The organism is Paracoccus sp. 08, assembly GCF_024105395.1.
Taxonomy (GTDB): domain Bacteria; phylum Pseudomonadota; class Alphaproteobacteria; order Rhodobacterales; family Rhodobacteraceae; genus Paracoccus; species Paracoccus marcusii.
Genome location: NZ_WEKR01000028.1, coordinates 13,239 through 30,333 on the forward strand (window position 1 = coordinate 13,239; position 17,095 = coordinate 30,333).

The following is a 17,095-nucleotide window of genomic DNA, read 5'->3' on the forward strand; positions in this document are numbered from 1 at the left end:
AGCCGGCTTTTGGCAGTGGGCGACATGGTGATCCTTTCGGGCATCGTTCGCCCTTATATCGGCATCGCGGGCGCGATTTCAAACAGCCGGTCCAGCGCGGCCGTCAGCGGCGCGTCGTCAGCCAGGGCCAGCCGCACGGGCAGCGCCATCACCTTGGGGCGGAAAGGACGGGGCAGGCGGGCCGCGTCCTTTTCGGTGGTGACCAGCTGCGCGCCGACCAGCCGGGCCTCGGTCTCCAGCCGGGTCAACAGCGCCGGGGTGAAGGGCTGATGGTCGTCCAGCGCCTCGGCCCGGACGATCTGGGCGCCCAGGCCCGTCAGGGTGGCAAAGAACTTTTCGGGGTGGCCGATGCCGGCAAAGGCCAGCACCCGGTGGCCGCGCCAGTCGAACCCCATCTGCAACGGTGCCAGCTGACCGCGCAGATGCACCGGCGCGCCGGGGGGCGGGGCAAAGGTTGCCTGCGCCGCATCCGGTCCGATGGACAGCAGCAGGTCGGCCCGCGCCAGCCCCACGGCCACCGGCTCGCGCAGCGGACCTGCGGGGATGCACAGCCCGTTGCCGAACCCCTTGGCCGCGTCCACCACGACGATGCCCAGGTCATGCGCCAAGGCCGGGTCCTGGAAGCCGTCGTCCAGGATGATCGCCTGCGCGCCGTCGGCCGCCGCGGCCCGCGCCCCCGCCACGCGGTCGCCCGCGACCCAGACCGGGCCGAACGCCGCCATCAGCAGGGGCTCGTCCCCGGTCAGGGCCGCGTCGTGGCGCCGTTCGTCCACGCGCAGCGGCCCCGTGGCCGACCCGCCATAGCCCCTGGAGACGACATGCGCCGCCACCCCGCGCGCGGCCAGCGCCATCTGCAGGTGGATCACCGTGGGCGTCTTGCCGGTCCCGCCCGCGTTCAGGTTGCCCACGCAGATGACCGGCACGCCGACCCGCGCGCGCGCGCCCTGCGCCAGGCGGCGGGCCGTGGCGTGGGCATAGGCCGCCCCCAGGGGCGCCAGCAGGCGCGCCGCGGCGGTGGGCGGACTGCGGAACCAGAAGCCGGGGGCGCGGGTCATCGTCATGGGGCGGGGCTTTCGACAGGGTCGAGGGCGGCAATCACCCGGTCGGCGATGCGGATGGCGACATCGGCGCCGCCGGTGCTAACCATCCAGGCATTGCTGGCCAGCGTGGCGATGGTTTCCGGCTGCGTCAGTTCGGTGACGGCCTGGGCCAGGTCGTCCGCGGTGCGGACCTGACGCACCGCATGGGCGCCGGTCAGCTGCTGCCATTCGGTCGCATGGGGCCCGGCCTGTGGCCCGTGCACGATGGCCGATCCCAGGGCCGCGGGTTCGAAGGGGTGGCGCATCGCGTCGGCGTCGCCCGACAGGGTGCCGCCCATGAAGCTGACGGGCGCCAGCCGGTACCACAGGCCCATCTCGGTCGGGCCGTCGGTCAGCAGGACCTGGATCTCGTCGCCGAAATCCTCGTCCTCGCTGCGGCGGGCGACGGTCAGGCCGCAGGCCTCGATGTCGCGGGCCAGGCCGTCGATGCGCCTTGGATCATCGGGCGCGATGATCAGCAGGGCCCGGTGCGACCGGCGCAGGGCGGCCTGATGGGCGGACAGGATGGCCTGTTCCTCGGCCGGTGGCAGGCTGGCCGCGAACCAGGCGTGGCGGCCGTTCATCTGCTGGGCCATCGATGCCCGTTCGGTCTCCGAACAGCGCAACGGCTCGCGGATCTCGGATACGGGGCCGGTCATCGCCAGATCGCCCGCGCCCAGGCCCATGCGCCGGGCCAGATCGAGGCTGGTCGCGTCGCAGACCATCACCGCCCGCATCTGCGACAGCAGTTGGCGACGCATCCGGGCATGCAGGCCCCAGCCCAGATCGCTGCCGGTCAGCCGGAATTCGGCCAGGATGACCGGGATCTGGCGCGCGACGGCGGCCGCGATCAGCGCCGGCGGCAGGTCGGTGCCCAAGAGCAGGACGGCACGCGGCCTTGCCCGGTCCAGAACCTGCGACACCAGCGCCGGGTCGTCGCCGGGATCGTCCGGTCCCTGGGCCGACAGGCGCACCAGGCGCAGGCCGGGCCGCGCGCGCGACAGGCGGCCCAGGATCTGGGGTTCGGCGCGCAGGGCGTCGGCGCTGGTGTGGATCGCCAGCGCGGGGCCGGTGCCGGCGGGGATGGCGGGCAGGGCGGGGCCGTCGCCGCGGCGGCCGCGCAGATGCAGCCACAGCCCCAGCTGGCCCAGCCCGGACCCCGCCGTGGCCATCAGTCGCCCAGTTCCTCGGTCGCGCTGACGGCGCGTTCCTCGTCGCGCAGGCGGTGCAGATGGGCGATGAAATAGCGGGTATGGGCGCTGTCGACGGTGCGCTGCGCCTCGGATTTCCAGGCGGCGAAGGCGCTGTCGTAATCGGGGAAGATGCCGACCATGTGGATCTGCGAGGGGTCGCGGAACTTGGTGCTGGACGGGTCGACCAGCTCTCCTCCGAAGACAAGATGCAGACGTTGGGACATGGGACCTCCAAGGGGATGTGCAGGGATGGGAACGGCCGCGACCCTAGCGCGCGACCGCCCGGGATTGAAGCGCAAACGCGTAAAACTGGACGCGTTTGGCCTTTGCCAGCCGCCCCCGCGCGCCCCTATGCTGGGGTGAGGGCAGAAGCCCGGAACCATCGCGGGGACGGGGTGTGCCCGCAGCGCGGCCGCGATCCGGCGCCTTGGCGGGCCGGTCGCGCGCCGCAACCGACGCCGTCAGCCCCGGTCGCCCGCCAGTTCCAGGATCACCGCCCATTCCGCATCGCTGACCGGCTGCACGGACAGGCGCGAATTGTTCACCAGCACCATGTCGCGCAGCCGGGGTTCGGCCTTGGCCTCGTCCAGGCTGATCGCGCGGGGCAGCTTGCGCACCGCGCGGATGTCAACGCATTCCCATTTCGGGTCGGACGCGGTGGTGTCGGGATGGGCGAGGGCGATCACCTCGACGATGCCCACGGCCTCCTTGCCGATGTTGGAATGATAGAACAGGCCCAGTTCGCCCACCTGCATCGCGCGCATGTTGTTGCGCGCCTGATAGTTGCGCACCCCGTCCCATTGCTCCCCCGCGTCGCCCCGGGCGACCAGGTCGTCCCAGCCGAAGACGTCGGGTTCGGACTTGAACAGCCAATGCGCCATCAGCCGATGACCTTGTTCCAGGCGATCACGTCGACCGAGGCGAACAGCCCCGCAGCCTTGTAGGGATCGGCCGCGGCCCAGGCCTGGGCGGCGTCCAGATCGTCGGTGTCCAGGACGACCAGCGATCCGCACATCTGCCCGTCCTCCATCAGGGGGCCGGCCATCGCCACGATGCCGCTGTCGCGGATATGGGCCAGATGGGCGTCGCGGGTGTCCAGGCGGACTTGCAGCGCACCGGGCTTGTCCCGGCAGATCACGGCGAACAGTGGCGTCATTCCTCCTTCAGGGGTCGGCTCAGCAGGTGGTCCATGGCCTTTTCCACCGAAACGCGCCCCTCGGCAAGGCGGGCGACCATCGCGGCGATGGGCAGGTCCAGCCCGTCGCGCGCCGCCATCAGCGCCAAGGCGCGGGCGGTGGCGGCACCTTCGACGGTGGTCGCGCTGTCCCAGGCCGATCCCGACCCGATCGCACAGCCGAACCGGAAGTTCCGCGACCCCGCAGAGGTGCAGGTCAGCGTCAGGTCGCCCAGGCCGGACAGCCCGGTCAGCGTCTCGGGCCGCGCGCCCAGATGGATGGCCAGCCGCGTCATCTCGGCAAAGCCGCGGGTGATGATGGCGGCGCGCGCGCTGTCACCCAGGCCCGCACCGATTACCGTGCCCGCGGCGATGGCGATCACGTTCTTCAGCGCGCCGCCCAGTTCGGCCCCGGTCACGTCCGTCGTGCGGTAAAGCCGCAGGACCGGCGTCGACAGGCGGTCCTGCAGCACCTGCGCCGCGGCCCCGTCCGCACAGGCCAGCGTCAGCGCCGTGGGCAACCCACGCGCGATGTCGGCGGCAAAGGACGGCCCGGTCAGCACCGCGACCACCGCATCGGGCGCCGCCTGCGCGATCAGCGCGGACGGCCCGGTCAGATGCTGCAGGTCGATCCCCTTGGCGGTGCTGACCAGCGCCTTGCCCGCCAGGCGCGGGCCCTGTTCGTCCAGGAACGACCCCAGGGCCTGCGCGGGCAGCGCCAGCAGGATCGTGTCGCAGGCCAGCGCGGCGTCCAGGTCCTGCGTCACGGTCACCGCATCGGGCATGGCCACGCCGGGCAGACGCGGGTTTTCCCCCTGCCAGTCGATGCGGCGGCCCCACAGGGTCACCGGCCCGTTGGCGGTCAGCGCCACGGCCAGCGCCGTGCCAAAGGCGCCCGCGCCCAGAATGCCGATCATGCCTTGGCCCCCCGCTTGCCGCTGCCCAGCATGGGCGCGGCGCCCTGATCCAGCGGCCAGCGCGGGCGCGCCGACAGCGTCATGTCGTCACGCTGACCCATGCGGAACCGCTCGATCCCGGCCCATGCGATCATCGCGCCGTTGTCGGTGCACAGGCGCAGGGGCGGGGCCAGGAAACGCGCGCCGGCGCGTGTCGCGACCTGTTCCAACGCCGCGCGAATCTCGCCGTTCGCGGCGACACCCCCGGCGACGGCCAGCACCGGCACCGGCGACAGCGCCAGCGCGCGGCGCGACTTTTCCGCCAGCACATCGGCGACGGCCGACTGGAAGGCCGCGCACAGGTCGCGCCGGTCGGCGGCGCGCAGGCCGCCCTGATCCGCGATCAGCGTGTCGCGGGTGCGCAGCACAGCGGTCTTCAGTCCCGAAAAGCTCATGTCACAGCCGGGGCGGTCCAGCAGCGGGCGGGGCAGGGGGATGCGATGGGCGTCGCCGCCTGCCGCCTCGGCCTCGACATGCGGGCCGCCGGGCTGCGGCAGGGCCAGCAGTTTCGCGACCTTGTCAAAGGCCTCTCCGGGCGCGTCGTCGATGGTGCCGCCAAGGCGGGTGAAGGCGTCCGGCCCGTCCACGCGCAGGAACTGGCAATGCCCGCCCGACACCAGCAGCATCAGATAGGAATAGTCGATCCCGTCGGTCAGACGCGGGGTCAGGGCGTGGCCTGCCAGGTGGTTCACTCCCMCCAGCGGCAGGCCGGTGCCCGCGGCGATGCCCTTGGCGCACATCACGCCCGCCATCACGCCGCCGATCAGGCCGGGCCCGGCGGTGACCGCGACGCCCGTCAGCGCGTCCAGGCCCAGCCCGGCATCAGCCAGCGCCTGTTCGACGACCAGGTCCAGGCGTTCGGCATGGGCGCGGGCCGCGATCTCGGGCACGACGCCGCCGAAATCGGCATGCAGGTCGGACTGGCTGCTGACCACGCTGGACAGGATGCGCCGGTCGCCGGTGACCACCGCGGCGGCGGTGTCGTCGCAGCTGCTTTCGATGCCCAGAAAGATCGTCTCGGTCATGGCTCTTGCCCGGATGAGGGGGGACGCGTACCCACAGGGGCGTAACACCCGCCCGACAGGATGCCAATGCCGCCCGCGCCCCGCCCGATCCTGCTGATGACCCGCCCCGGCGACGATTCCGAGCGTACCGCCGCGCGGATCGGCGCGGATGTCATCGTGGCACCGATCCTGCAGATCGTGCCGGTGGACCATGACGGCGCGGCCCTGGCACGGGCGCAGGGTCTGGTCTTCACCTCGGCCCATGCGGTGGCGTCCGCGGGGCCCGGGCGCGGCCGGCCCGCGATCTGCGTCGGTGAACGCACGGGCCAGGTGGCGCGCGACGCGGGATTCGCGGTGATCCAGGGGGCGGGCACCGCCGACAGCCTGGCGCCCCTGATCGCGGCCAGCCCGGTTCCGTTGGTCCATCCGCATGGGCGGCACCTGGCACAGCGGCTGGCCGTGCCGGGGGTCGTGGTCTATGACCAGCGGCCCCAGCCCCTGACGGCCCGCGCCCGCGCGGCGCTGWTGGGCGCGCGCCCGGTGGTGGTGCCGGTCTATTCGCCGCGATCGGCGCGGCTTCTGGCGGGAATGGCGGCGGGGGCGCGGGCGCCTCTGTGGCTGGTCGCGATCAGCGATGCCGCGGCTGAGATGGGCGGGTTGAGCGTTCAGCCCGCGCTGATTAGGCTGCGGCCGGCGCATGTGCCGCGCGACCGCCATCCATACGGGCACAAGACGGGGACAGGGACGTGAAGACACCGAAAGACACCATCAGCGGGGACAAGTCCCCGGCCAACGAATCCACTACCGGACCCGAGATCCGCAAGATCCCTGCCCATGTCGGCGTGATCGACCACGCGCCCGTGGGCGCAGGCACCCCCGCGCAGGCGGGCCTGCCCGGAGAGGTTCGCCCCGCGTCGTCGGCCTTGGTGGGCGACGGCACCGACACCATGCCCGCGGCAGAGAAGAAGCCCGCGCCCGGCACGCGCGCGAAGGCTGCGCCGAAGGACACCCCCTTCGCCCCGAAATCCGATCAGCCCAAATCCGATCAGCCCAAGACCGACAGCGTGCCCCCGCACACGACGCCCGCGAAAGCGGCGGCGCCGGTGCGCAAGACCGGCTTCTGGCCCGTTGTCCTGGGTGGCGTCGTCGCGGCCGGGCTGGGGTCCGCCGCCACGATCTATGCGCTGCCGCATCTGCCCGCGGGTTGGCTGCCTGCCGCGCCGATGGCGCAGCAGGGTGACGATCAGGCGATGATCGACGCAGCCTCGCAGGCCGGACGCGAGGCCGCCGAACAGGCGATCGCCGCGGCCCCGGCCGCCGGTGGCGTGCCCGACGATCTGATGCCCCGCATCGAGGCGCTGGAGGAGCAGGTCGCGGCCCTTGGTCAGCCCGCCCCCGAATCGGATGTCCCGCAGGCCGATGGCGACGCGACGCCGGCTGCTGGCACCGAGGAGCTTGCCGCCCTGCGCGACCGTCTGGACGAACAGCAGGCCCGCCTGGACGAACTGGCGGCGCGCCCGGCCTTCGACCCCGAGGCCGCGGCCGAATTGCAGCAGCAGATCGAGGCAGCCGCCGCCGAGGCGCAATCCAGCTTGGACCAGACCCGCGCCCAGGCCGAGGAGCTGCAGAGTGCCGCCACCGAAAGCACCCGCCGGGCCGAGGCCGTGGCCGCCATCGCCGCGCTTCAGACCGCACTGGACGCGGGCGTGACGCCCGACCAGGCTCGCGAAGCGCTGGAAGGCACGGGGCTGGACACGCCCGAAGCGCTGCAGGCGCAGGTGCCCAGCCTGACCGAACTGCAGGCCGATTTCCCCGAGGCCGCGCGCGCCGCGCTGCGCGCCAGCCTGCGCGACACCAGCGCCAGCGGCGAGGGCAACCTGCTGACCAACTTCCTGCGCGCCCAGACGGGCGCCCGGTCGGTCGAGCCACGCGAGGGCGACGATGCCGACGCGATCCTGTCGCGGGCCGATGCCGACGTGCAGGCGGGCCGGATCGACGCCGCGCTGACGCAGATGCAGGCCCTGCCGGAGCCCGCCACGGCAGCTCCCGCGATGGCCGATTGGCTGTCCCGCGCAACCGCCTATTCCCAGGCACGGGCGGCATTGTCCGACCTGTCCTCGGGCACGAACTGAGGGCCGCCCGATGCTGTTGTCACTGCTGAAAATCCTGTTCTTCTTTGCCGTCGTCCTGGCCTTGGCCCTGGGGGCGGTCCAACTGTCCGAAACCGGACAGGTGCTGCGCATCGAATATGGCGGCATCGAATATGCTTTGTCGCCGCTGAATGCGCTGGTGGCGCTGTTCGTGCTGATGATCGCCGCCTGGCTGATCTTCAAGCTGCTGGGGCTGGCACTGGCCGTCCTGCGGTTCCTGGTGGGCGACGAGACCGCCATCAACCGCCATTTCGCCCGCTCGCGCGAGCGCAAGGGCTATGCCGCCTTTGGCGAGGGCATGCTGGCCGTCGCCTCGGGCGAGGGGAAGCTGGCGCAGGACAAGGCCGCGAAGGCCGCGAAGTACCTGAACCAGCCGCATCTGACGAACCTTCTGGCCGCGCAGGCGGCCGAGACGTCGGGCGACACCGGCAAGGCCATCGGCATCTATCGTACGCTGCTGGACGACGACCGCACCCGCTTTGTGGGCATCCGCGGGCTGATGCGCCAGAAGCTGGCGGAGGGTGACACCCACAAGGCGCTGCTGCTGGCGCAGAAGGCCTATGCGTTGAAGCCGCGCCACAAGGAGGTTCAGGACACCCTGCTGGACCTGCAGACCCGGGAACAGGACTGGAAAGGTGCCCGCCAGACCCTGAAGGACAAGCGCACGCAGGGCGACCTGCCCAAGGACGTGGCACTGCGCCGCGATGCCGTCCTGGCCCTGCAGGAGGCCAGCGATGTGCTGGCGCACGGCAATTCCATCAGCGCGCGCGAGGCGGCGATCTCGGCCGCCAAGGCGTCGCCGGACCTGGTCCCCGCCGCTGTTCTGGCCGCGCGCAGCTATGTCGCGCAGAAGGATTACCGCAACGCCTCGCGGATCCTGGAGAAGACCTGGTCAGTGCGCCCGCATCCCGACGTCGCGGCCGCCTATGCCGAGATCGTCCCGGACGAGACCCCGGCCGCCCGCCTGCGCCGCTTTGACGCGCTGATCAAGAAGAACGCCGATCACGAGGAAACCCGCCTGCTGAAGGCCGAACTGCTGCTGGCCGCAGAGGACTTTCCCGGCGCGCGCCGCGCCTTGGGCGATCTGGCGGAAAAGCATCCGACCGTGCGGACCCTGTCGATCATGGCTGCCGTCGAACGCGGCGAGGGTGCCGACGACAGCGTCGTGCGTGGCTGGCTGACCCGTGCCCTGTCGGCATCGCGTGGACCCCAGTGGTGCTGCGACAAGTGCCACAATGTCATGCAGGCCTGGGCCCCGGTCTGCGACAGCTGTGGCGGCTTTGACACGCTGACCTGGCGCGAGCCCGAGACGCGGCACAGCACGACATCGGCCACCGGGGCCGAGATGCTGCCGTTGCTGGTCGGTGCGCCTAAGCCCGCGGATGACGTGCCGGATCTGACCGAACCTGTGCAGCCGCACCCGCCCGGTCCGGCAGAGCCCGAAGGCAAGCCCGCCCCGCGTCGGGTCGAGCAGGCGGTCGTCGCCCCCGGTATGGTCCCGCGCGAAAGCGACTATAGGGTCATCGACGAGCCGTCCTCGACCGTGACCACGCCGGAGCCCGTGCTGGTCACCGAACCGGAGCCCATGCCCCAGCCCGCGCCGCAGCCCGAACCGGAGCAGACTGTCACCCCGGCCGCGGAACCGGTCATGGTCCGCCCCGATGTCGAACCGACGGATACGGCGGACTGGACGGACACCCGCGCACGGCGCTGACCCGGTGATGCGAATTTTTCGCAGCTGACCCCTTTTCGTCATGGCGCGAAGATGCTATCCGCGCGCCATGACCAGAATGCCGCAGTAGCTCAGCTGGTAGAGCACATCATTCGTAATGATGGGGTCGGGGGTTCGAGTCCCTTCTGCGGCACCATGGTCCGACAGTCAAAGGCCGCCCCATCGGGCGGCCTTTGTCGTGCTAGAGCGGCAGGGCAGGGGTGCGCCCGCTGTCCTCCAGGTCCCAGGCCGCCTGCCATGCGCCCATGCGGCGGTCCAGCACCAGGAAGTTGCGCTGCGCGATGTAGCGGTGGCGCTGTCCGGGCAGCGGCCGGATGCGGATCGGATGTTCCGGCAGCGGGTCCTCTCCCAGCCAGGCCAATGCGCCCAGAAACCGGGCCCAGCCCTTTGGCGGCGCGCGATGCGCGATGCCCGACGCCACCAGCTGATGCAGATGCAGCCCGCCCCCCAGGTCCATCTCGGCCCGCGTGGCCAGGTGGATCTCGCCCGACAGGGCGGTCACGTCATGGCCGTCGCGGCGCGCCATGTCGCGCACCAGGCGCAGGATGCGGCGCCATTCGTCGCGATGGGTGCGGCTTTGCCACTGGTCGCGCAGGTCGTCCTCGTATTTCTGCATCCGCGGAATGGCCACCATCAGCGATTCCAGGATCGACATGCGGGGCCCCAGCAACGGCACGCTGGACATCAGCATGGTGCGGCCCTGCGTCTGGCGACGCGCCTCCGCGTCCATCATCTGCCAGCCGCCCGGCCCCATGATGTCGCGCCGCGTGCGTTCGGACCGCATGTCGGGCGCCAGCAGCCGCAGGCCGGGCGCGTTGATCACCCATCCCAGATGCCCGCCCTGCGGGTCGGCGAAGCGGGCGGGCAGATCGCCCGCCACGGTGCCGTGCTGGAACAGCAGGAAGCTGTCGCGCGCGGCGGCGAACAGCGCCTGTCCCACCGCCGATTCGGTGCGCGACCGGGGAAGCGAGCCCCACCCGTCGCAGATGTCGTGATCGTCCCACTGCATCAGCGACGGCACCCGTGCGGCAAGCCAGGCCAGTTCGGGCGCACCATAAAGCGCGGCATAGCGGTCGAAGAACCGCTGGCGCAGATGCGCGCGCAGCCCGTCCAGCGCCTGTGGCGACGGGCTGTCGGGCACGCGGTCGGGCCAGTCGTCGCTGAGCGGGTGGCCCTCGGTGACCTCGTCGGCATAGACCTGATCGCCACCATGCAGCAGCAGCGCGAAGGGCGCGCGGCGGTGGTCGTCGCGCAGGCGCGCCCACATGGCGTTGCGCTCGGACCCCTCGCGGTCCATGTCGCCGACCTCCTCGCCGTTGCACGAGACATAGGCCAGCCGCAGATCCCCGGTCAGATCGCCCGCGACCTCGAACCGCTGGCCATCCCAGTCATAGGTCGAGGCCCGGTCCGCCGGCAGCGCGAATCGCGCCCGCCAGACGGTGGCGCCGTCATAGCGGGCCAGCGCCACAGGCGCGACCGGACCTGAGGGCGCGGCGACCGGGGCCGGGGACTGATCGCCCGGCATGATGAACAGGGCCGACAGCGACATCCGCCCTAGGGCGACGTCGTCAAGCAGCAGGATCGGGCCGATGGGGCGGGTGATCTGGATGGACATGCCGATCAGCTAAGGCGGAACCTGCGGCTTCGCAATTCGCGATCGTGCCGCAGGCGATCACATCAGGCGGCGTCCTGCCGGGGTGCCGCGCGACACAGCATGCCGAACAGGTCCCGCGGGTCGTCGGGATCGGCGATCATGTCCAAGTCCAGGAACAGCCCCGTGCCCTGCAGGCGCTTGTGGATGTGGCGCAGGGCGCTGAAATCCTCGATCGCGAATCCCACGCTGTCGAAGAGGGTGACCTGGTCGGCGTGGGTGCGGCCGGGCACGTGGCCCGCGATGACCTGCCACAGTTCGGTCACGGGATGGTCGGGGTCCAGCTGCTGGATCTCTCCCTCAATGCGGGTCTGGGGCGGGTATTCGACAAAGATCCCGGCGCGCAGCAGGATGTCCCGGTGCAGCTCGGTCTTGCCGGGGCAATCGCCGCCGACCGCGTTCAGATGCACGCCCGCGCCTACCATGTTGTCCGACAGGATGGTCGCATATTGCTTGTCCGCGGTGCAGGTCGTCACGATCTGCGCGCCCAGGATCGCCTCCTCGGCACTGGCACAGGGGACGACGCGCAGCCCGCGCCCGGCCAGGTTCGCCGCGCATTTCGTGGTGGCGGCAGGGTCGATGTCGTAAAGGCGCACCTCGGCGATGCCGCAGATCGCCTTGAAGGCCAGGGCCTGGAACTCGGCCTGCGCGCCGTTCCCGATCATCGCCATCACCCGCGAATCGTGCGGGGCCAGCCAGCGGGCGGCCATGGCGCTGGTCGCGGCGGTGCGCAGCGCGGTCAGGATGGTCATCTCGGACAGCAGCAGCGGATAGCCGGTTGCGACATCGGCCAGCACGCCAAAGGCAGTGACCGTCTGCAGCCCCTGGCGCATGTTGCCGGGATGGCCGTTCACGTATTTGAACCCGTAATGCTGTCCGTCGGATGTCGGCATCAACTCGATCACGCCGATGTCGGAATGGCTGGCGACGCGGGGGGTCTTGTCGAAATCGGGCCAGCGGCGGAAGTCGGCCTCGATCGCGTCGGCCAGTTCGACCAGCAGCGGCTCGATGCCCACGTGATGGACCAGCTGCATCATGTGATCGACGCTGACAAAGGGAACAAGCGCCTGGCGCGAGGGCGGGGTCATCGGTCTTCTCCTGCAGGGTTTCGTCCATGATGCTGCGCGATATGGGTCGGTTTCAACTGGACAGGCAGCAGGAATGGCGGGATCATTGCCCATATTGGCGGGGAATGGTGCCATTATGGATGATCTGGATCAGGCGCTGATCGCGCAGCTGCGCCGCGATGGGCGCGCCTCGGTGCTGCACCTGGCGGACAGGCTGGGCGTCAGCCGCGCGACCGTCCGCCTGCGCCTGGCCCGGCTGCTGGAGCGGCAGGAGATCCTGGGCTTCACCGCCATCACCCGTGCCGATGCGCAGGATGCGCCGGTCCGCGGCCTGATGCTGATCGGAATCGAGGGACGGGGCGCAGACCGCATCATGGCCCGCCTGACCGCGATGGCGCAGGTGACGGCGGTGCATTCGACGAACGGGCGGTGGGATCTGATCGTGGACCTGGCCGCGGGGTCGCTGTCGGAACTGGACGACGTCCTGCGCCGCATCCGCGACCTGGACGGCGTCATGACATCCGAGACGAACCTGATCCTGTCCACCCGCCGCGCAGGCACCCGCTAGACCAGCGCGCGATACAGGTCCAGCATCCGTATCAGCGCCCTGTCGAACCCGTCCGGATCGGGCGCAACCGCATCCCAACTGCGCGACAGGACGCAGCCGGCCTGATAGCCCTGCGGCAGCGTCGCGTCCGACCCCAAGGCGATGGGCCCGGTGTGAAAGCCGTGCCCCGGCAGGCCGTCCCGCGTGCGTGCCGCCCGGTCGCGCAGATGGCGCAGGCCCGCGTCGTGGCCATGCTCGCGCAGCGCGTCCGCCGCGCCATGCTGCAGCGACAGCACGATCCGTTCGTCCGGGGCGTTCACGAAGCAGGCGACGTAAAGCCCGTGGCGCATGCTGCGCGTCACATGCGGCGCGAACCACGCGACCCAAGGCACCGCCGCCCAACCCGGCGCACCGGTGCTGGCCCGCACCAGCAGGCGTTCGGGACGCCCGGCCACCGCCGCCCGCGCCAGCGCCGCCACGTCCCGGCGAAAGAACCCGGCCAGCGGATGCCCGGCCACCGGTTCGGCCCGCGCGAACGCATACCGCCGCGCCGTCAGGGACAGCGCGGCGGCAAGCCGGTCCGGGTCGGGCGCGGGCGCGGTCAGACCAGCCGCCCTTCCTCCATCGCCGCGCGGACGAAGCCTGCGAACAGGGGCGCGGGTTCGAAGGGCTTGGATTTCAGCTCGGGGTGGGACTGCACGCCGATGAACCACGGGTGGTCGGCATATTCCACGACCTCGGGCAGCTTGCCGTCGGGCGACATGCCCGAAAAGCGCAGGCCCGCGGCCTCCAACTGCGCGCGATAGGTCGCGTCGACCTCATAGCGGTGACGGTGGCGATCCTCGATCTCGGTCGCGCCGCCATAGACGTCCGAAATCCGCGACCCCTGGGACAGGACGGCGGTGTAGGAGCCGAGGCGCATGGTGCCGCCCTTGTCGTCGCCGACCTTGCGGCTGACGGTATAGTTCCCCTGCACCCATTCCTTGAGGTGATAGACGACCGGGGTGAACCGCGTCTGCCCGGCCTCGTGGTCGAACTCCTCGGAACCCGCGTCGGGCATGTCGGCCAGGTTCCTCGCGGCCTCGATCACGGCCATCTGCATCCCCAGGCAGATCCCCAGATAGGGCACCTTCTTCTCGCGGGCATAGCGGGCGGCCGCGACCATCCCCTCGGTGCCGCGCTCGCCGAAGCCGCCGGGCACGATGATGCCGTGATAGCCGTCCAGAAGATGCGCGCCCTCTCCCTCCAGCTTTTCGCTGTCGACCCAGTCGGCCTTGACGCGGACCTTGTTGGCCATGCCGCCATGGGTCAGCGCCTCGGCGATGGATTTGTAGGCGTCCTCCAGCTGGGTGTACTTGCCGACGATGGCGATGTTCACCTGCCCCTCGGCATGCTCCAGCCGGTCCATCACGTCTTCCCACCGCGACAGGTCGGGGCGCGGCGCGGGGCTGATCTGGAAGGCGTCCAGCACGGCCCGGTCAAGACCCGCGCGATGATAGGCCAGGGGCGCCTGATAGATGGTCTTGAGGTCATAGGCCGGGATGACCGCATCGGGACGCACGTTGCAGAACAGCGCGATCTTGGCGCGTTCCTTTTCCGGGATCGGGTGTTCCGAGCGACAGACCAGCACGTCGGGGGCCAGGCCGATGGACTGCAGCTCCTTGACGCTGTGCTGGGTCGGCTTGGTCTTCAGCTCGCCGCTGGCGGCCAGATAGGGCAGCAGGGTCAGGTGCATCAGGATGCATTCGCCGCGCGGCCGCTCGTGGATGAACTGGCGGATCGCCTCGAAGAAGGGCAGGCCCTCGATGTCGCCGACCGTGCCGCCGATCTCGCACAGCATGAAGTCGACCTCGTCGTCGCCGATTGCAAGGAAGTCCTTGATCTCGTTGGTGACGTGCGGGATCACCTGGATGGTCTTGCCCAGGTATTCGCCCCGGCGTTCCTTTTCCAGCACGTTGGAATAGACGCGCCCGCTGCTGATGCTGTCGGTGCGGCGCGCTGCGACGCCGGTGAATCGTTCGTAATGACCCAGGTCCAGGTCGGTCTCGGCCCCGTCATCGGTGACGAAGACCTCGCCATGCTCGAACGGGCTCATCGTGCCGGGGTCGACGTTCAGATACGGGTCCAGCTTGCGCAGCCGGACGGTGAACCCCCGCGCCTGCAGCAGCGCCCCCAACGCCGCCGAAGCCAGCCCCTTGCCAAGCGAGGATACGACGCCGCCGGTGATGAAGATGTAACGCGCCATGAGGCCCCCGTGATGTGCAATTCTGTCTTAGCGGGCCGTCCGAATGACGACGATCACGGGACCCACGAAATAACCGATTCGCCCCGTGGCCGCAACGGACCGCAAGTGGAAGGGGGGCGCCTGGCGCCCCCCGCAGTGGTGTCTGTCGTCAGTTCGCCGGTGTGGGCGCGGTGTCCGGGGTGGCGGGTTCCGCCGCGGCGTCGGGCGCCGCCGCCGGGGCCGTCGCGGCCGGTGCCGGGGCGTCGGGGGCGGGCGGGGTCAGCGCGTCGGCGGGTGCCGTCGCGGGGGCCTCTGCCGGGGTCCGCCGGGGCGTCCGCCGCGGGGGTCTCGGTCGCCGGGGCGTCGGTCGCCGCATCGGGGCTGGGCGGGGTCAGCGGGTTGCCCGCGGTCGAGGGCGGCGGGGTATAGGCCGGCAGACCCGGCAGTCCGGTCGCCGGTGCCTCGGTCGGGGCCTGGCCGCCGAACTGGTCCATGATCGAGCTGTTGTTGGCCTGGCGCGCCGCCAAGATCGTCAGCGCGATCGAGGTCGCGAAGATCGCCACGCCCAGGATCCACGTCACCCGGGTCAGCACGTTGGCCGCCTGCCGGCCCGACATGACGCCGCCGCCGGCACCGCCACCGCCGCCCATGCCCAGCCCGCCCCCTTCGGAACGCTGCAGCAGGACGACCCCGGCCAGCATCACTGCCAGGATCAGATGGACGGTCAGGATGACGTTTTCCACGGCTTTCGGCCTTTCATTTGCGGACGCGCCTATCTAGTCACCTGTCAGGGTGATGGCAAGCAAGAGTGTCCGATGGTTGCGGTGATGATCCAGGGCACCGGCTCGAATGTCGGCAAGTCGATGCTGGTGGCGGGCCTGTGCCGCGCCGCGACCCGCCGCGGCCTGTCCGTCGCGCCCTTCAAGCCGCAAAACATGTCCAACAATGCCGCCGTCACTGCCGATGGCGGAGAGATCGGCCGCGCCCAGGCCCTGCAGGCCCGCGCCTGCGGGCTGGAGCCGCATACCGACATGAACCCGGTCCTGCTGAAGCCCGAGACCGACCGCGGCGCGCAGGTGATCCTGCAGGGCCGCGCCATCGGCCGGGCCGAGGCGCGCGATTACCAGGGGCTGAAGCCTCGCCTGCTGGGCGGGGTTCTTGACAGCTTTGCCCGCCTGTCGGCCGCCCATGACCTGGTGATCGTCGAGGGGGCGGGCAGCCCCGCCGAGGTCAACCTGCGCCCCCGCGACATCGCCAACATGGGCTTTGCCCGCGCGGCGGGGGTGCCCGTCGTGCTGGCGGGCGACATCGACCGGGGCGGGGTCATCGCCCAGATCGTCGGCACTCAGGCCGTGATCGACGCTGGCGACGCCGCGATGATCCGGGGCTTCCTGGTCAACAAGTTCCGCGGCGACCCGCGCCTGTTCGACGACGGCTACCGCATGATCGAGGCGCGCACCGGCTGGCGCGGCTTCGGTGTCGTGCCGTGGTTCGCGGACGCGCACCGCCTTCCGGCGGAGGATGCGGTCGATCTGCGCGCCAGTGGCGGGACGGGGCTGCATGTCGTCTGCCTGACCCTGTCGCGCATCGCCAATTTCGACGACCTGGACCCGCTGGCGGCGGAACCCGGCTTGCGCCTGACCATGCTGGCGCCGGGACAGGCGATCCCGGGCGACGCCGGTCTGGTGATCGTGCCGGGCACGAAATCGACCCTGGGCGATCTGGCCTTCCTGCGGGCGCAGGGCTGGGACATCGACCTGGCCGCGCATCACCGGCGCGGCGGGCATGTGCTGGGCATCTGCGGTGGCTATCAGATGCTGGGCCGGATGATCGACGATCCGTCGGGCGCGGACGGGGTGGCAGGGCAGGTGGTGGGGCTGGGCCTTTTGGACGTGACCACCGTCATGGCCCCCGACAAGCGGCTGACCCGCGTGACCGGCACCGCCCTGGGCCAGCCCGTGTCGGGATACGAGATCCACATGGGCCGCACCGACGGCCCGGACTGCGCGCGCCCCTTTGCCCATGTCCCCGACCCCGACGGGGCCATCAGCGCGGATGGCCGCGTGACGGGCAGCTATCTGCACGGGCTGTTTTCCGACGACGCGTTCCGCGCGGCCTTCCTGGCCCGGCTTGGTGCCGCCTCGCGTCCGGGGTTCGAGGCCGGGGTGGATGCCGCGCTGGACGATCTGGCGGATCACCTGGAGGCGCATCTGGACGTGGCGGCCCTGCTGGCCGTCGCGCGCTGATCCCCGATGCGGGCGCCCCCGCCATGCGCGCAGGGTGCAGCAGATGTGACCGCGTGGCGCTGGACGAAACCG

17 protein-coding genes and 1 tRNA gene are annotated in these 17,095 nt (G+C 71.0%); 6 read left to right on the top strand and 12 right to left on the bottom strand.

The window, feature by feature from the left end; translation table 11 throughout:
* Positions 1-53: 53 nt before the first annotated feature.
* From lpxK to tsaD, 7 genes are all read right to left on the bottom strand, one after another.
* On the bottom strand, positions 54-1,061 hold the full coding sequence (lpxK, locus tag GBO37_RS10895; RefSeq protein WP_252928980.1) for a tetraacyldisaccharide 4'-kinase: 1,008 nt from the start codon (positions 1,059-1,061) through the stop codon (positions 54-56).
* Positions 1,058-2,251: a 3-deoxy-D-manno-octulosonic acid transferase gene (locus GBO37_RS10900; RefSeq protein ID WP_252928982.1), complete on the bottom strand. Its 1,194-nt coding sequence runs from the start codon at positions 2,249-2,251 to the stop codon at positions 1,058-1,060. Before GBO37_RS10900 ends, lpxK begins: the two co-directional genes overlap by 4 nt.
* Positions 2,251-2,496 carry a DUF4170 domain-containing protein gene (locus tag GBO37_RS10905; protein ID WP_045983303.1) on the bottom strand — a complete coding sequence of 82 codons (246 nt, stop codon included), beginning with the start codon at positions 2,494-2,496 and terminating at the stop codon, positions 2,251-2,253. Before GBO37_RS10905 ends, GBO37_RS10900 begins: the two co-directional genes overlap by 1 nt.
* Before the next feature lie 237 nt (positions 2,497-2,733).
* The gene (locus GBO37_RS10910) at positions 2,734-3,153 is read right to left on the bottom strand and encodes an EVE domain-containing protein (RefSeq protein ID WP_127899155.1); all 420 of its coding nucleotides are present in this window, start codon (positions 3,151-3,153) and stop codon (positions 2,734-2,736) included.
* Complete coding sequence (locus GBO37_RS10915) at positions 3,153-3,428, bottom strand: YciI family protein (RefSeq protein ID WP_252928984.1); 276 nt, start codon at positions 3,426-3,428, stop codon at positions 3,153-3,155. The genes GBO37_RS10910 and GBO37_RS10915 overlap by 1 nt, the downstream gene beginning before the upstream one ends.
* Entirely contained in the window at positions 3,425-4,363 is a 939-nt protein-coding gene (locus GBO37_RS10920; RefSeq protein WP_217845419.1) for an NAD(P)H-dependent glycerol-3-phosphate dehydrogenase, read from the bottom strand. Before GBO37_RS10920 ends, GBO37_RS10915 begins: the two co-directional genes overlap by 4 nt.
* Positions 4,360-5,427 carry a tRNA (adenosine(37)-N6)-threonylcarbamoyltransferase complex transferase subunit TsaD gene (tsaD, locus tag GBO37_RS10925; protein ID WP_252928985.1) on the bottom strand — a complete coding sequence of 356 codons (1,068 nt, stop codon included), beginning with the start codon at positions 5,425-5,427 and terminating at the stop codon, positions 4,360-4,362. The genes GBO37_RS10920 and tsaD overlap by 4 nt, the downstream gene beginning before the upstream one ends.
* A 66-nt stretch (positions 5,428-5,493) precedes the next feature.
* On the opposite strand from tsaD, the gene GBO37_RS10930 reads away from it, so the two are divergent.
* From GBO37_RS10930 to GBO37_RS10945, 4 genes are all read left to right on the top strand, one after another.
* The gene (locus GBO37_RS10930; RefSeq protein WP_252928987.1) at positions 5,494-6,156 is read left to right on the top strand and encodes a uroporphyrinogen-III synthase; all 663 of its coding nucleotides are present in this window, start codon (positions 5,494-5,496) and stop codon (positions 6,154-6,156) included.
* Entirely contained in the window at positions 6,153-7,538 is a 1,386-nt protein-coding gene (locus GBO37_RS10935; protein ID WP_252928988.1) for a COG4223 family protein, read from the top strand. The genes GBO37_RS10930 and GBO37_RS10935 overlap by 4 nt, the downstream gene beginning before the upstream one ends.
* 10 nt (positions 7,539-7,548) lie before the next feature.
* Complete coding sequence (locus tag GBO37_RS10940) at positions 7,549-9,270, top strand: heme biosynthesis protein HemY (RefSeq protein WP_252928990.1); 1,722 nt, start codon at positions 7,549-7,551, stop codon at positions 9,268-9,270.
* A gap of 78 nt (positions 9,271-9,348) precedes the next feature.
* Positions 9,349-9,424: transfer RNA gene (locus GBO37_RS10945), tRNA-Thr, on the top strand.
* Positions 9,425-9,469: 45 nt separating this feature from the next.
* Here the strand turns inward: GBO37_RS10945 and GBO37_RS10950 are convergent.
* The gene (locus tag GBO37_RS10950) at positions 9,470-10,903 is read right to left on the bottom strand and encodes an alkaline phosphatase D family protein (RefSeq protein ID WP_252928991.1); all 1,434 of its coding nucleotides are present in this window, start codon (positions 10,901-10,903) and stop codon (positions 9,470-9,472) included.
* 62 nt (positions 10,904-10,965) lie between these two features.
* On the bottom strand, positions 10,966-12,027 hold the full coding sequence (locus GBO37_RS10955) for an ornithine cyclodeaminase (RefSeq protein WP_252928994.1): 1,062 nt from the start codon (positions 12,025-12,027) through the stop codon (positions 10,966-10,968).
* 115 nt (positions 12,028-12,142) lie between these two features.
* Between GBO37_RS10955 and GBO37_RS10960 the strand changes: the two genes are divergently transcribed.
* Positions 12,143-12,574, top strand: a complete 432-nt coding sequence (locus tag GBO37_RS10960) for an Lrp/AsnC family transcriptional regulator (RefSeq protein WP_045983293.1) — start codon at positions 12,143-12,145, stop codon at positions 12,572-12,574.
* On the opposite strand, the gene GBO37_RS10965 is transcribed toward GBO37_RS10960, so the two are convergent.
* The 3 genes from GBO37_RS10965 to secG are packed head-to-tail and all read right to left on the bottom strand — an operon-like array spanning position 12,571 to position 15,520.
* On the bottom strand, positions 12,571-13,266 hold the full coding sequence (locus GBO37_RS10965; RefSeq protein ID WP_371927555.1) for an MrcB family domain-containing protein: 696 nt from the start codon (positions 13,264-13,266) through the stop codon (positions 12,571-12,573). The genes GBO37_RS10960 and GBO37_RS10965 overlap by 4 nt on opposite strands.
* A complete protein-coding gene (locus GBO37_RS10970) occupies positions 13,155-14,798 on the bottom strand; it encodes a CTP synthase (RefSeq protein WP_045983291.1) in 1,644 nt (547 codons plus the stop codon). Before GBO37_RS10970 ends, GBO37_RS10965 begins: the two co-directional genes overlap by 112 nt.
* 53 nt (positions 14,799-14,851) lie before the next feature.
* Positions 14,852-15,520 carry a preprotein translocase subunit SecG gene (gene secG, locus GBO37_RS10975; RefSeq protein WP_252928997.1) on the bottom strand — a complete coding sequence of 223 codons (669 nt, stop codon included), beginning with the start codon at positions 15,518-15,520 and terminating at the stop codon, positions 14,852-14,854.
* 72 nt (positions 15,521-15,592) lie between these two features.
* Here secG and GBO37_RS10980 point away from each other — a divergent pair, with 72 nt between their 5' ends.
* Positions 15,593-17,023 carry a cobyric acid synthase gene (locus GBO37_RS10980; protein ID WP_045981391.1) on the top strand — a complete coding sequence of 477 codons (1,431 nt, stop codon included), beginning with the start codon at positions 15,593-15,595 and terminating at the stop codon, positions 17,021-17,023.
* The last annotated feature ends 72 nt before the right edge of the window (positions 17,024-17,095 follow it).